Origin of the sequence: Stenotrophomonas sp. Marseille-Q5258 (genome assembly GCF_946900935.1) — a bacterium.
Taxonomy (GTDB): Bacteria; Pseudomonadota; Gammaproteobacteria; order Xanthomonadales; family Xanthomonadaceae; genus Stenotrophomonas; species Stenotrophomonas nematodicola.
Map to the genome: position 1 here is coordinate 38,581 of NZ_CAMPPN010000019.1, position 14,424 is coordinate 53,004.

Here is a 14,424-nt window from a genome sequence, read left to right on the forward strand (position 1 = left end):
ACACGGTGTGTTGCAGCGCCCGTCAGGGCCACGGCCGTTGTTCCGGCATGGGGGCGTGCGACAATACTGCACGGTCCAGTTCGGTTATGTTCAGCCGTTCACCACGATCTTACAACGTTGGAAATTTGTTAATGGTGCCCATGACGGCTTCCGAAGATGATCTGGTGCAGTTGTCCAACGTGCGGATCGACCGCGGCGGGCGCACGATCCTGCGCGACGTCTCGATGTCCGTACCCCGTGGCAGCATCACCGCCGTGCTTGGCCCGTCCGGCAGCGGCAAGTCCACCCTGCTGGCCGCGCTGACCGGTGAGCTGCGTCCGGTGGCCGGCAGCGTCACGCTGTTCGGCAAGCCGATCCCCACCGGCAGCAGCGCGCTGCGCGAGATGCGCCGCAGCGTCGGCGTGCTGCTGCAGGGCAATGGCCTGCTCACCGACCTGACCGTGGCCGAAAACGTCGCGCTGCCGCTGCGCACCCATACCCGCCTGCCGACGCCGGTGCTGCGCCGCCTGGTGCAGATGAAGCTGCACGCGGTGGGCCTGCTGGCCGCCGCCGATGCCTGGCCGCGCGAGCTGTCCGGCGGCATGGCGCGCCGCGTCGCGCTGGCCCGCGCGCTGGCTCTGGATCCGCCGCTGATGATCTACGACGAGCCGCTGACCGGGCTGGACCCGATCGCCAGCGGGGTGATCATGAGCCTGATCCAGCGCCTCAACCACAGCCTGGGGCTGACCAGCATCATTGTCAGCCACCATGTGCACGAGACCCTGCCGATCTGCGATCAGGTGATCGCGATCGCCAACGGTGGGATCGTGTTCCAGGGCAGCCCGGCCGATCTGGAATCCAGCCAGGACCCGCTGCTGCGCCAGTTCCTGCACGGCGAACCGGATGGCCCGATTCCATTCGATGCCGCACCGCGCGCGAGGGTTGCCTGATGCCGTTCGTTGAAGCCACCCGTTCGCTCGGCCGCGCCGGCCTGTTCTCCCTGACGGTACTGCGCGGCTCGGTGCCGACCGCCGATTTCCTCGCCGAACTGACCCGCGAGATCTACAAGATCGGTGCGCGTTCGCTGCCGATCATCGCCGTGGGCGGCGCCTTCGTCGGGCTGGTGCTGACCCTGCAGGGCTATCGCACACTGACCACCTTCGGTGCCGCCGATGCGCTGTCCACGCTGCTCGGCCTGTCGCTGTACCGCGAGCTGGCCCCGGTGCTGACCGCGCTGCTGTTCATCGGCCGCGCGGGCAGTTCCATCGCCGCCGAGCTGGGCCTGATGCGTGCCACCGACCAGATCAAGGCGCTGGAGCTGATGGCCATCGACCCGATTGCCAAGGCGGTGGCGCCGCGCTTCTGGGCCGCGGTGCTGACCGTGCCGCTGCTGACCGGCATTTTCTGTTCGCTGGCGATCAGCGCCAGCTACTTCGAGGCCGTGCACGTGCTCAGGCTGGACAACGGCGTGTTCTGGTCGGCGCTGAGCAACAGCGTGGATTTCTGGGACGACTTCGGCGTGGCGATGCTCAAGTCGGCGATCTTCGGCGGCACGGCGGCGCTGGTGGCCTCGTACGTGGGGTTCAACGCCGAGCCCACCATCGAAGGTACTTCGGTGGCCACCACGCGTGCGGTGGTCAACGCCTCGCTGCTGGTGCTGATGTTCAACTTCGTGCTGTCGGCAATGATGTTCCAGTAGATACCCACCGGCCGTTGAACCGGCCGGTACTGCTTCACGCATGCAGATCCTCCCGCCCGGCGAGCTGTCCGGGCACCTGACAAAGAACAGTGAGACACGACATGGCCATCCGCGGTCCCAGACTCGAATTTTCCGTCGGCGCGTTCCTGCTGCTGGCGCTGGCCTCGCTGCTGGTGCTGGCCGTGGCGTCCACCAACCAGCGGTGGGGGCTGGGCAGCAGCGGCTACGAACTGAAGGCGCGCTTCACCCAGATCGGCCAGCTGCGCAAACAGGCGCCGGTCAAGATCGGCGGCGTCACCGTCGGCCAGGTCGCGCAGATCGAGCTGGATCCGACCAAGTTCGATTCGATCGTCACCCTGACGCTGGACGGCAAGTTCAAGGACCTGCCGGCCGACACCTCCGCCGGCATATTCACCAGCGGTTTGCTGGGCGAGAGCTATATCGGTCTGCAGCCGGGCGGCGATCCGGACGTGCTCAAGTCCGGCGATGAGATCGTCTTCACCCAGCCGGCGGTAGACCTGCTGCAACTGGTCGGCAAATACATGTTCAGTGGCCCGGGCAACGCCGGCGGCGCTGATTCCCACGAGGGCAATGGCGCACAGGCGCCTGCAAAGGAACCGCAACCATGAAAACCAGACTGATCCCCGCCCTGCTCGCCACGGCCCTGCTCGCCTCGCTGCCGTCGCTGTCGATGGCCCAGGCCGCCCCGGCCGCCGCCGGCGCCCAGCAGGGCCAGGCCGGCAGCGCCGTACTCGACGCCAGCACCCGCATCCTGACCACGCTGCAGGCGCGCCGCACCGAGTTCCGCGGCAATCCGACCGCGCTGCGCGGTTTCATCAACAGCGAGCTGAACAAGACCTTCGACCGCGACTATGCCGCGCGCCTGGTCCTCGGCGTGCACGGCCGCGGCGCGTCCGATGCCGATGTGAAGCTGTTTGCCGACGCGATGGCCGACAACCTGATGCAGCGCTACGGCTCGGCCCTGCTGGAAATCCAGGGCAAGCCGACGTTCCGCCTGAAGTCCGAGTCCCCGTTGCCCGGCAACCGCGGCGTGCGCGTGTCCACCGAGCTGATCCGCGCCGGCAGCGAGCCGACCCCGGTCGACTACCTGATGCGCAACGTGAGCGGCCAGTGGAAGATCTTCGACGTGATGATCGAGGGCATCTCCTACGTGCAGACGTTCAAGACCCAGTTCGACGCCCCGCTGCGCCAGAAGACCATCCAGCAGGTGGCTGCAGAACTGCGCAACGGCACCATGCAGGCCGGACAGGCGCCCCGTGGCAAGTAATGCGGCCAGCGCCCGTCGCGACGGCACCGCGCTGGTGTTCAGCGGGGTGCTCGACCGCGCGGCGGCAACGGCCCTGTGGCCGTCGCTGACCTCGCTCGACGGCGTGCTGCAGCTGGATCTGACCGCGGTGACGCGGGTCGACAGCGCCGGTGTGGCGCTGCTGGCCGAACTGGCCGCGCGTCTGCGCGACCGCGGCGGTGCGCCGACCATCGTCGGTTCGCCGGCCGGCTTCAACGAACTGTGTGCCGCCTACCGGCTGGCGCCCACCCTGGATTTCAATGCCCCTTCTGCGGCGAGCTGACATGAACGTCCTACGCACCCTTCCCCTCCTTGTGCTCGCCACGGCGCTGACCGCGTGTGCCGGCAAGCCCGCGCGCGACAGTGCGCCGACCAGCGTGCCGGTGACACCGACCGCCGCCGATGCAGCGCTCGACGCACCCGCCGACGCCCTGCCGCAATCCGAAGTGCCGGCGCCGGTGCCGGCCGATGCCGTCGGGGATCCAGCGCAGTCCGGAGCCGACGGCACGTCGCCGGCCAGCGCGGGCGGCACGGCCCCGACCGATGCCGAAGACGACTTCGCCGCGCTGTACGGCGGCCCGGCGCCGAGCGCCGATGGCACCTTGGCGGCCAGCGCGCCGTACGATCCGTGGGAACCGTTCAACCGCCGCGTGCACAGCTTCAACAACGTGGTCGACCGCGCGGTCGCCCGGCCGCTGGCCACGGCCTACACCAAGGTGGTGCCGCGCTTCGCCCGTACCGGCGTGACCAACTTCTTCAGCAACCTGCGTGCACCGGTCACCATGACCAACCAGCTGCTGCAGGGGCGCGCGGACGATGCGTGGGACACCCTGGGCCGCTTCCTGATGAACACCACGCTGGGTATCGGTGGCCTGTTCGATCCGGCCAGCAAGGCGCTGGTGCCGCGTCGCAGCGAAGACTTCGGCCAGACCCTGGGTGCCTGGGGCTGGCGCCGGTCGCGCTACGTGGAGCTGCCCTTCTTCGGGCCGCGTACCGTGCGCGATGTGTTCGGCCTGGCCGGCGACATCCCGCTCTCGCCGATCCGTACGATCGAAGAGGACAAGGTCCGCATCGGCCTGCAGGGTCTGCAGCTGGTGGACATGCGCTCGCAGCTGATGGCGCTGGACGACATCCGCGACAACGCGGTGGACGAGTACGCCCTGACCCGGGATGCCTGGCTGCAGCGCCGCAACTACCAGATCGAGAACGACCTGCGCGGCAAGCACGCGCGCGGCAAGGATGCCGACGACACCGCCCCGATCCCGGTCGATGCGATGCCGATGCCGGACTGGAGCAACTGAAGAAAGTAAAAAACCCCGCCTTGGCGGGGTTTTTTTTTGTACTCCTTACAGCTCCTTGTCCAGGCTGATCTGCACGCCGTGGTCGCGGTCGTTGCCACTGCCCACCAACCCGCGGTAGTCCACGCGCAGACCCCAGGTGCGGCCGACGTCGAACATCACCCCGGCACCCAGCATCCAGCGGCTGCGGTCGAACCCGTCCAGCGGGGTGCGGTAGAACGGCACGTCGACCAGATCGGCGTACTGCAGGGTGGCCAGGCCACTGCCGCTGAAGTCGTGCTGGTATTCCACGCGCAGCTGCGGTGTCCATGCACCCCATGTGGCGGTCTGGCGCATTTCCACGCGCAGGCCGGCATTGCCGGTGGTGGCGTCCACGTCCTGGTCGCCGTAGCGCAGCGCGAACAGGTCGTTGCCCTGCTCCACGTAGCGGTCCAGCGAGCCCTGCGATGCATCCAGGCGGGCGTACGGGGTGAACTGCCAGTTGCCACGGGCCAGATCGGCACCGAAGGCGAGCGAACCGAACCACTGGCTGCCGTTGCGACGTGCATGCACGAAGCCGCCGTCGCCGGTCACGTAGCGGCGCAGGCTGTAGTCCAGCAGCTGGTGGCCCAGCAGGGCGTCCACGAACAGGCTGCGGCCCGGGCTGTAGCTGGCGTACACCGCCATGCTGTAGGCCTGGCCATCGCTGCGGCTGCCGCTTTCGCCGACGTCGCTGCGATCGCGGCCGTAGCCGAGCCCGGCGCCGACGGCGAAGGCTTCGCTGATCCGCAGGTCGCTACCGACGGTGACGCCATCGGTCTCGAAGTCGGTACCGGCACGCTGGCCGCCCTCGCTGCGGCCGGAGCGCAGGGTGCCGCCCACCCACAGCCCCAACGGAGCCTGCGAGCCGGTATCGACGCGGGATGCCGGCTGCTCCAGCCCGGTCTCGCGGTCGAACGGCTGGCGGCGCTGCGCGTCGCAGTCCGGCCCCGGCACGTTGCCCACCATCGGCTCGCAGCGGCGCGGTGCGTAGGACAGGCTCAGACTGTTGCTGAACCCGTTGCTGCCGCTGGCGCCGTGCAGGCGTTGCATGCGCTGCTGGAAGTTCTCGATCTGCGAGTGCGCGAACCGGCGTGCCGCATCGCGCTGGGCCGTCAGCAGACCCCGCACTTCCGGATCGCGGGTCGGATCGGGACGCTGGGCGATCTGCACAACGTAGTTCTGGCTGCCGGTGAAGCCCAGCGCATCGGTGGCGGTGATGGTGAACGCGAACGCGCCCGCTGCGGTCGGCGTGCCTGCCAGCAGTCCGGCAGCCTCCAGCGTCATCCCTTCCGGCAACGCACCGGCACTCACCGCATAGCGGTACGGTGCGGTACCCCCGGTGGCGGTCAGGCCCTGCTCGTAACGGTTGCCGAACAGCCCGGCCGGCAGCGAGGCCGGGGTGAGCACGAGCGCCGGTGCCGACACGCTCAGCGTGTAGGCCTGGGTGAGCGAGCCGGCACCGCCGGCGGTGGCGTCGGTGACGGTCACGCTGAAGGCGAAGCTGCCCGCCACGCTCGGTGTGCCGGCGACCCGGCCAGTGGCCGCGTCGAGCACCAGGCCCGTCGGCAGTGCACCGGTGGCGAGCGTGTAGCGGTAAGGCGCGAGCCCGCCCTGGGTGGTGAAGGCCAGCGTGTAGCTGCTGCCGGCGGTGGACGCCGGCAGCGCGCCGGCAACCGGACTCAACGACAGGGCAGGCGCGGCCACGGTCAGCGTGTAGACCTGTACCAGGCTGGCCGGGGTGCCACCGGTGCTGTCGGTGACCGTGGCGGTCAGCGCGAAGCTGCCCGACTGGGTCGGTGTACCGGACAGCGTACCGGTACCGGCATCGAACGACAGGCCGGCCGGCAGGGCGCCGGACAGCACCACGCGGTACGGCGCGATGCCGCCCGTGGCAGAGAACACCTGCTGGTAGGGCGTGCCTGCCGTGGCAGCCGCCAGTGCCGCCGGCGTCGCCACCAGCACCGGGCTGGCCACCACCAGGCTGTAGGGCTGGGTGAGGCTGGCCGGGGTGCCGCCCGTGCTGTCGGTGATGGTGACCGTCAGCGCGAACGTCCCCGACTGGGTCGGCGTGCCGGACAGCGTGCCGGTGCCGGCATCAAACGACAGGCCGGCCGGCAGCGCACCGGAGAGCGCCACGTGGTACGGCGCGATGCCGCCGGTGGCAGTGAATGCCTGCTGGTAGACGCTGCCGGCGGTGCCGCCCGGCAGGGCCGTCAGCGGGGTCGCCAGCACCGGGCTGGCCACGACCAGGCTGTAGGGCTGGGTGACGCTGGCCGGGGTGCCGCCGGTACTGTCGGTGATCGTCACCGTCAGGGCGAAGGTGCCCGACTGCAGCGGCGTGCCCGACACCATGCCGGTAGCGGCATCGAAGCTGACGCCGGTCGGCAGCGTGCCGCTCAATGCCACCTGGTAGGGCGCGATGCCACCGGTCGCGGTGATCGCCTGCTGGTATGGGGTTCCCGCGGTGCCACCGGCGAGCGCCGACGGCGTGGCCACCAGCACCGGGCTGGCCACCACCAGACTGTAGGCCTGGGTGGTGCTGGCCGGGGTGCCGCCGGTGCTGTCGGTGATCGTCGCCGTCAGGGCAAAGGTGCCCGACTGCAGCGGCGTGCCCGACAGCGTGCCGGTGGCCGCATCGAAGGTGACGCCGGTCGGCAGCATGCCGCTCAGCGTGACCTGGTACGGCGCGATGCCGCCGGTGGCCGTGATCGCCTGCTGGTAGGCACTGCCGGCGGTACCGGTCGGCAACGCGGCCGGGGTGGCCGACAACGTCGGACTGGCCACCACCAGGGTGTAGCCCTGGGCAACACTGGCTGGCGTACCGCTGGTGCTGTCGGTGACGGTCGCGGTGAGCGCGAAGCTGCCCGACTGGGTCGGCGTGCCGGACAACGTGCCGGTGGCGGCGTTGAAGCTGAGGCCGGCCGGCAATGTGCCGCTCAGCGCCACCTGGTACGGCGCGATGCCGCCGGTGGCCGTGATCGTCTGCTGGTAGGCGCTGCCGGCGGTGCCGGCGGGGAGCGCGACGGGCGTGGCCGACAGGGTCGGGCTGGCCACCACCAGGGTATAGCTCTGCACCAGGCTGGCCGGGGTGCCGGCCGTGCTGTCGGTGAGGGTGGCCGTGAGCGCGAAGCTGCCCGACTGGGTCGGCGTGCCGGACAGGGTGCCGGTGGCGGCGTTGAAGCTGAGGCCGGCCGGCAGCGTGCCGCTCAGCGCCACCTGGTACGGCGCGATGCCGCCGGTGGCCGCGATCGTCTGCTGGTAGGCGCTGCCGGCGGTGCCGGCAGGCAGGACGGCCGGCGTGGCCGACAGCACCGGGCTGCCCACCACCAGGGTGAAGGTGCCGTCCACGGTGAACGGGCCCGCGCCGGTGCTGCTGTCCGTGGCGCTGGTCACCAGGGAGAAGCTGCCCGAGCGGGTCGGTGTGCCGCTGACGGTCACGCTGTTGGCGCTGGTGGCGGTAATCGACAGGCCATCCGGCAGGTTGGCCACCTGGTGGCTGCCATACGGCAACGCGCCACCGGTCCAGGTGAACGTCTGGCTGTACGGCGTGCCGGCCTCGGCAGCCAGACTGCCGCTGGCAGTGACGGAGATGACGGGGTTGCCCACCGTGATGTCGACGGTACCCGGCGTGGAGGTGCCGCCCGGGCCGGTGGCCGTGTAGGTGAAGCTGTCCGGGCCGGCGTAACCGGTCGTCGGCTGGTAGGAGATCACGCCGGCATTGATGATCACCGCCGTGCCGTGCAGCGGGGCCGTGGCCACCGTCACCGTGGTGGCCGCACCACCGGACAGCGCCAGGTTCACCGGGATGGCCGGGGCGTTGTAGCTGGTCAGCAGCGTGACGTTGCCAGCAAGCGGCACCGGTTCTGCCACGGTCAGCGTGAGGGTCTCGCTGACGCGGTACGGCGCACCAAGCCCGAGCGTGCTGTCCTGCGCGCTGACGGTGAAGGTATGGCTGCCCGCCAGGGTCGGCGTGCCGCTGAGCACACCGGTCGGGCTCAGGCTCAGTCCCGGCGGCAGCACGCCGATGGCGCTGAAGGTGTACGGCCCGTTGCCGCCATCGACTGGGCCGCGGTCGCTGGTGAACGACTGGCCTCGGATCGCCTGCGGCAGGGCGGCGCCCGGCAGCGTCAACGTGGGCGCGGCGACGAGCAGCGTGTAGGGCTGCATGCTGGAATTCGGTACCGCGCTGTTGTCGGTGGCACGTACCTGGAATGCGTAGCTGCCCACGGTGGTGGGCGTGCCGCTGAGGGCCCCCGAAGCGGTGTTGAGATTGATGCCGGGCGGCAGGCTGCCGGCGATGATGGCGTAGGAGTACGGCGCGGTACCCCCGCTGGCCGAGACCGCCTGCGCGTAGGGAACGCCCGCCGTCGGCATCGGCAGGCTGCCGGGCGAGAGCACCACCGGCTGGTCGTCGTTGAGGATGGTCACCACGGCCGACGCGTCGCCAAGGACGGCGTTGACCGGATTGCTCAGGTTCACCTGGAAGGTCTCATCCAGCTCCACGGTGGTATCGCCGTGGATCTGGACACTGATCGACATCGTGGTGGTCCCGGCCGGGAAGACCAGGATGCCGCTCACGGCCGTGTAGTCGCTGGACGCCGTGGCGGTTCCGTCGGCGGAGGCGTACTGGACCGCGACCGGCCGCGAGCTGGGAGCCGACAACGTAACGGTCAGCAGTGCGGGGGTGGAGCCGCTGTTGCCTTCGTTGAGGGCGAGATCGGCGATGGACACCGTCGGCATCGGATCGTCGTTGACGATCGTGCCCACGCCCTGCGCATCGGCGACGGTCGCGCCCACGACGTTGCTCACATTCACCGTGAAGCTCTCGTTGAGCTCATAGAGCGTGTCGCCGTTGACCTGCACGGCGAAGGTGTAGCTCTGGGCGCCGGCCGGAATGGTCTGGCCGACCAGGCTGCGCGCCACGTAGTCCGAGCCGGCCGTGGCGGTGCCATCGGCGGTGGCGATGTCGAACGTCACCCCGCCCGGGCCTGCGGGTACGTCCAGCGACACAGTGAAGATGAAGGCGCTGGCCCCGCTGTCTCCTTCCGTGGCGGTGACGTCGTTGACGCGCAGCACCGGCAGGTCATCATCGCGGATGGTGCCGGTGGCGCTGCCCGGCGTGCCGATCGTGTAACCGGCGCTCGGCAGCAGAGTGACCACGACGGTCTTGTTGGATTCCGCCACGCTGTCGGCGATGGGGAACAACGTGAGCGTGCCGGTGGTGCTGCCGGCGGCGATCGCCACCGCTGCCACGACACCGGTGTAGTCCACGCCGAACGTACCCGTGCCGCCCACCGAAATCGGCACCGTGAGGGGAACCGGATTGGGGCGGTCCAGGGTGACGGTGTAGACCAGCGGCGTGCCGCTGTCTTCATCCACCGAGGCGGGCGAGACGGCAATGCTCGCAACGGGCAGGTCGTCGTTGAGGATGGTCCCGGTCGCGGACGCCGGCGCGCCCACGGTGTAGCCGGCACCGGCCGCCACGGTCACGATCACCGTTTCATTGGCCTCCACTGCGGTATCGGCCACCGGAGTGATGCTGACCGTGGCACTGGTGGCGTTGGCCGGAATGACCACGCTCGGTACCGCACCGGTGTAGTCACCGCTGGTCGCCGTGCCGGAGGTGGCCAGAGTCACCGTGGTCGGCGTGGGCAGGCTGGCGCTGCGCGTGACGGTGTAGACCAGCGGCAGGCCGCTGTCCTCGAGCACGCTGGACGGTGCCACGGCGATGCTGACCGACGGCGCCGAACTGACCGTCAAGGTGAAGCTCTCCAGTTCGTAGTAAGGCGCGGCACCGGCACTGCTGTCGGTGACCCGGAAGGTCACGGGGTATCCCTGTACGGCACCGGTCGGCGTGCCGGACAGCACGCCGCCGGCCAGCGAAATGCCGGTGGGCAGGGAACCGCTTTCCAGCGCGATGATGTACGGCGCCACGCCGCCCTGGCCGCCCAGCGTCAGCGAGAACGGGACGTTCTGCACGGCGGTGGCCGAGCTCGGGCTGAGCGACAGGCTGGGGTTCTGCACCGTCAACGCGTACGCCTTGTCGACCACGGCGCCCGTGTTGTCGGTGGCACGCACGGTGAAACTGAAGGCACCGCGTGCGGACGGGGTACCCGACAGCAGCCCGGCGCTGGAGAGGGTGATCCCTGGCGGGAGCTGCGCGGTGTTGGTGGTGTAGGTGTACGGCGACGTACCGCCGGTGGCGCTGAGGGTCTGCGCAAACGCCGTGCCGGCGGTCATCGTGTCGAGGGTGGCCGGGCTGACCACGATCGACGAGGCCGGCGGGTCGACGATCATCGTCACCCGCACCGTGCGGTTGGCCGTGTCGGAGAACTCGAAAACATCGCCGGTGGTGTTGACGCCGTTGTGGCTGTAGTCCACATACCAGTTGGGATCATCGACGCGCAGGATGGCGCTGCCGCGCTGTGGCAGGAGCGGCCCGTCCACGACGCCGTCGCCGGCCAGGAAGATGTTGCCGCCTGCACACGCGGTGACGTTGATTGCCACGCTGCCGCCGCTGGGCACATGGACCGTCTGCGGTCCGCACAGCAGCGAGGTATGGGCCGCGCGCGCCGCGCCGGGCCAGAACAGCGCCAGACAGGACAGCAACGAGACGAAGGCGAGCAGACGCGCGGAACGCGCGGTACCGGAAAGGAACGACATGACTCTTCCCCCTTAGAAGAATCCCACCTGGATGCGGAACAACATCGAGGTGCGCGTCCCAACTGGCGTGCTTCCGGAGAACCCAATCCCCTGCCGATCCCCGGCGCTGCCAGCGGTAGGCCATCCACGCCTCCCCCGTTGGCGCCATTGGAACAGACTCCCGGCGTGGAAGATAGGTGCAACGTACGGTCGCATCGCTGCAACGGCAGGGACTTGTGAACAACCTGAATGGCGTTCAGAGTACGCGGGCGCCAGTCCGGCGCCGCGCGCTCACCATCCAAGGGGGAATAGATGGGCGAATACTATCTGGGCCAGATTGTCATGGCCGGCTTCAATTTTGCACCGAGGTCCTTTTTGCCCTGCAACGGCCAGCTGCTGCCGATCTCGACCAATCAGGCCCTGTTCTCGCTGCTTGGCGTCCAGTACGGGGGAGATGGACGCACGACCTTCGGCCTGCCGGATCTTCGCGGCCGGGTGCCGGTGTCGGCAGGTCCTTCCGTCGATGCCACCTGGCAACCGCAACCTCTCCAGGCCGGCAATAGCGGCGGCGCGGAGAACATCACCCTGCTCTCGACCCAGATGCCGGCCCATTCGCACCCGGTCCTTGGTGTGAACGCCCCCGGTACCGTCCGCAATCCGACCGGCGGCGTCTATGCCGGCACCGGTACCGGCCCCAAGCTGTATGCCGCGCCAGGCAACACGCGGGTTGCGCAGGCCCCGGAAACGGTGGGCTTGGCCGGCAGCACCCAGCCGCACACGAACATGCAGCCGTTCGCGGTCATCAACTTCTTCATCTGCGCGCAGGCGGGCATCTATCCGCCGCGCAGCTGATCTTTCCAGGAGCACGCACCGATGACCACGCCTTTTGTCGGCGAAATCCGCATGTTCGGATTCAACCGCGTTCCTGCCGGATGGCTGCCCTGCGATGGCCGCGTCCTGTCCATCGCGGACAATGAAGTGCTGTACACGCTGCTGGGCACCACTTACGGCGGCAACGGTTCCACCAACTTCGCCCTGCCCGACCTGCGTGGCCGCCTGCCCCTCCATCAGGGAACCGGTGTCGGTCTCACGCCCCGTTCCATCGGCCAGGTGGGCGGCGCCGAGCAGGTCACTCTGACCCAGGCGCAGATGCCCGCGCATACCCATGCGTTGTCGTTGACCACCGCAGCCGCCACCGCCGACCTGCCCTCGCCCTCCGTGGTACCCGGCTCTGTCAGCGGCGAAACCTATTACGTCAGCGATACCACCGGCGGCTTGGCAATGACACTGGCGCCAGCGTCGGTGACCGCTGCAGGCGGCAACCTGCCGCATGAGAACTGCATGCCCACCCTCACCGTGCAGTACTTCATCGCCACCCTCGGCATCTACCCGACGCAGAGCTGACTTCCTCCTTCGCAAGGCGCAGAGATCACACCATGAGCGATTGCTTCCTCGGCGAAATCCAGATGTTCGGATTCCCCTACAACCCCAGTGGCTGGGCCTTCTGCAACGGTGCGATGGTACCGCTCCGGCAGAATCCGGCCCTGTACTCCCTGATCGGCACCCGCTTCGGCGGCGATGGGCAGAACACGTTCCAACTGCCCAACCTGACCACCCGCGCGGCCACCTCGCAGGGCAGCGGCCCCGGGCTGACCCAGCGCGACATGGGCGAGGCGTTCGGCGTCGCCGGCGTCAGCCTGACGCTCAACGAGCTGCCCGCCCACACGCATGACCTGGTCGCTTACGCGCAGGCCGCGGCGAAGCGCGTGGCGACGCCGGTCGCCAACGGCGCGCTGTCGATGCCTGGCTCAAACGCCATCAAGTCCTTCAGCAGTGCGCCGCCGAATACGTCAATGGCGCCCAACATGCTGGCGCCCAGCGGCGGCGGTGGCGCACATGAGAACCGGCAGCCGTACCTGGCGGTCAATTTCTGCATCGCCCTTGAAGGCCAGTTCCCCTACTTCGAATGATCCAGGCGGACACCCTGGCGCCGTTCCCGCCGGAACGGCGCCCTGCACTGGCCGGCGTCGCCGGCGACACGACGTGGGCCTGGCGCGCGCTGGGCCGCGCCGACCTGCCGTGGCTGGTGGCGCTGTACGCCACCACCCGCGCGCAGGAACTGCAGCCCGTGCCTTGGCCGGAGACGGTCAAGCAGCAGTTTCTGGCCCAGCAGTTCGTGGCTCAGCACCAGCACTACCTGGGCCAGTACCCGCAGGCGCACTATCTGGCCATCGACGTCGACGGGCAGGCCGTGGGCCGCGTGTATCTCGACGAATGCGGTGAGGATGATCTGCTGGTGGACATCAGCCTGTTGCCGGCCTGGCGTGGGCGCGGGCTGGGCACGGCGCTGATCCGGCGGCTGCAGCAGGCCGCGGCGACGCGGGGACGCGGCTTGCGCCTGCATGTGCAGGTCCACAATCCGGCGGCACGCCGACTCTACGAACGGCTGGGCTTCGTTGCCGGCGGCGATTCAGGCCAGCAGACCCATGTGGCGATGCGCTGGTCCGGCCTCAGTTGAACACGGCCTGGTAAAGAAAGCCGGCGCGCTCCTGCGCGATCGGAACCAGGAAGATGCCCACCTCGCCCACGCGCGCATGGCGCATCGCGAAGATCTGTTGCGGGAACACGATCGGGGCCGCATTGCGGAACAGCAGCGAGAACGGCACGCGCAGCGCATCGGGGCGTGCGTGTTTCAGCGGCCGCGCCTCGACCAGCACGAAGTCCACCTGCATGCCCTGCAGGTCCACGGCGAACGTTTCATCCACGCAGCCTGCAAAATGTTCCAGCGTCAGCAGTTCCATGCCCTGTCCCCTGTCGGCACACCGCGCGCGTCGCGGCGGCGATCATCCTCGTTGCTGCGCGTGCCGCGCGCAAGGTGCGTGCAGGCGCGTGGTGCGCCTGCACGCAGGGGCATCACGCGGCCAGCGCAGCGTCGATCGCCGCCACCAGACGGGCGTCATCGGCCGGCACATCCGGGGCGAAGCGCGCGATGACCTGGCCGTCGCGGCCGATCAGGAACTTCTCGAAGTTCCACAGCACGGCCGGCGCCGGATTGACCACCAGATCCGGGTACTTGGCCACGGCACCCTGCAGCTTCTCGCGCATCGGGCCTTCGCCCGTGGCAGCCGGCTGGGCGGCGGTGAGCTGCTGGTACAGCGGGTGGATGTCATCACCGGCGACGCTGATCTTGGCAAACAGCGGGAAGCCGACGTTGTATTCCAGCTGGCAGAACTGCTGGATTTCCGACTCGCTGCCCGGCTCTTGGGCCAGGAAATTGTTGGCCGGGAAACCCAGCACTTCCAGGCCGGCCGGCTGCTTCTCGGCATACAGCGCCTGCAGGCCTTCGTACTGCGGGGTCAGGCCGCACTTGGAGGCGACATTGACCACCAGCAGCACCTTGCCGCGGTAATCGGCCAGCGAGGACGGCTGGCCTTCGATGGTGGTGACGGGAATGTCGTAGACGGTCTGGCTCACGGGAG

General features: G+C 69.1%; 13 protein-coding genes. 10 read left to right on the forward strand and 3 right to left on the reverse strand.

Going from position 1 to position 14,424, the window contains the following annotated elements:
• The first annotated feature begins 140 nt into the window (after positions 1-140).
• From OC534_RS13800 to OC534_RS13825, 6 genes are all read left to right on the forward strand, one after another.
• Entirely contained in the window at positions 141-929 is a 789-nt protein-coding gene (locus OC534_RS13800; protein ID WP_136006856.1) for an ATP-binding cassette domain-containing protein, read from the forward strand.
• Entirely contained in the window at positions 929-1,678 is a 750-nt protein-coding gene (locus OC534_RS13805; protein ID WP_262071985.1) for an MlaE family lipid ABC transporter permease subunit, read from the forward strand. The genes OC534_RS13800 and OC534_RS13805 overlap by 1 nt, the downstream gene beginning before the upstream one ends.
• Before the next feature lie 101 nt (positions 1,679-1,779).
• Positions 1,780-2,307, forward strand: coding sequence for an outer membrane lipid asymmetry maintenance protein MlaD (mlaD, locus tag OC534_RS13810; RefSeq protein WP_136006853.1), 528 nt, complete (start codon positions 1,780-1,782; stop codon positions 2,305-2,307).
• Positions 2,304-2,966, forward strand: a complete 663-nt coding sequence (locus tag OC534_RS13815; RefSeq protein WP_136006851.1) for an ABC transporter substrate-binding protein — start codon at positions 2,304-2,306, stop codon at positions 2,964-2,966. The genes mlaD and OC534_RS13815 overlap by 4 nt, the downstream gene beginning before the upstream one ends.
• Positions 2,956-3,267, forward strand: coding sequence for an STAS domain-containing protein (locus OC534_RS13820; RefSeq protein ID WP_136006848.1), 312 nt, complete (start codon positions 2,956-2,958; stop codon positions 3,265-3,267). Before OC534_RS13815 ends, OC534_RS13820 begins: the two co-directional genes overlap by 11 nt.
• Before the next feature lies 1 nt (position 3,268).
• Complete coding sequence (locus tag OC534_RS13825; protein WP_136006845.1) at positions 3,269-4,285, forward strand: VacJ family lipoprotein; 1,017 nt, start codon at positions 3,269-3,271, stop codon at positions 4,283-4,285.
• Positions 4,286-4,330: 45 nt separating this feature from the next.
• Here OC534_RS13825 and OC534_RS13830 read toward each other — a convergent pair whose 3' ends face one another.
• Positions 4,331-10,966 carry a putative Ig domain-containing protein gene (locus OC534_RS13830; RefSeq protein ID WP_262071986.1) on the reverse strand — a complete coding sequence of 2,212 codons (6,636 nt, stop codon included), beginning with the start codon at positions 10,964-10,966 and terminating at the stop codon, positions 4,331-4,333.
• 291 nt (positions 10,967-11,257) lie between these two features.
• On the opposite strand from OC534_RS13830, the gene OC534_RS13835 reads away from it, so the two are divergent.
• Genes OC534_RS13835 through OC534_RS13850 form a run of 4 tightly spaced genes read left to right on the forward strand, consistent with a single transcriptional unit; the run spans position 11,258 to position 13,463 of the window.
• Complete coding sequence (locus tag OC534_RS13835; protein ID WP_136006839.1) at positions 11,258-11,797, forward strand: tail fiber protein; 540 nt, start codon at positions 11,258-11,260, stop codon at positions 11,795-11,797.
• Positions 11,798-11,818: 21 nt separating this feature from the next.
• Positions 11,819-12,349: a tail fiber protein gene (locus OC534_RS13840; RefSeq protein WP_017355192.1), complete on the forward strand. Its 531-nt coding sequence runs from the start codon at positions 11,819-11,821 to the stop codon at positions 12,347-12,349.
• A gap of 32 nt (positions 12,350-12,381) precedes the next feature.
• A complete protein-coding gene (locus tag OC534_RS13845) occupies positions 12,382-12,915 on the forward strand; it encodes a tail fiber protein (protein WP_153165521.1) in 534 nt (177 codons plus the stop codon).
• Positions 12,912-13,463 carry a GNAT family N-acetyltransferase gene (locus tag OC534_RS13850; RefSeq protein WP_262071987.1) on the forward strand — a complete coding sequence of 184 codons (552 nt, stop codon included), beginning with the start codon at positions 12,912-12,914 and terminating at the stop codon, positions 13,461-13,463. The genes OC534_RS13845 and OC534_RS13850 overlap by 4 nt, the downstream gene beginning before the upstream one ends.
• Here OC534_RS13850 and OC534_RS13855 read toward each other — a convergent pair.
• Together OC534_RS13855 and OC534_RS13860 are read right to left on the reverse strand one after the other, a co-directional pair.
• On the reverse strand, positions 13,456-13,746 hold the full coding sequence (locus tag OC534_RS13855) for a hypothetical protein (protein WP_017355189.1): 291 nt from the start codon (positions 13,744-13,746) through the stop codon (positions 13,456-13,458). The two genes, OC534_RS13850 and OC534_RS13855, sit on opposite strands and share 8 nt — an antisense overlap.
• A 112-nt stretch (positions 13,747-13,858) precedes the next feature.
• The gene (locus tag OC534_RS13860) at positions 13,859-14,419 is read right to left on the reverse strand and encodes a glutathione peroxidase (RefSeq protein ID WP_017355188.1); all 561 of its coding nucleotides are present in this window, start codon (positions 14,417-14,419) and stop codon (positions 13,859-13,861) included.
• Between the last annotated feature and the right edge of the window lie 5 nt (positions 14,420-14,424).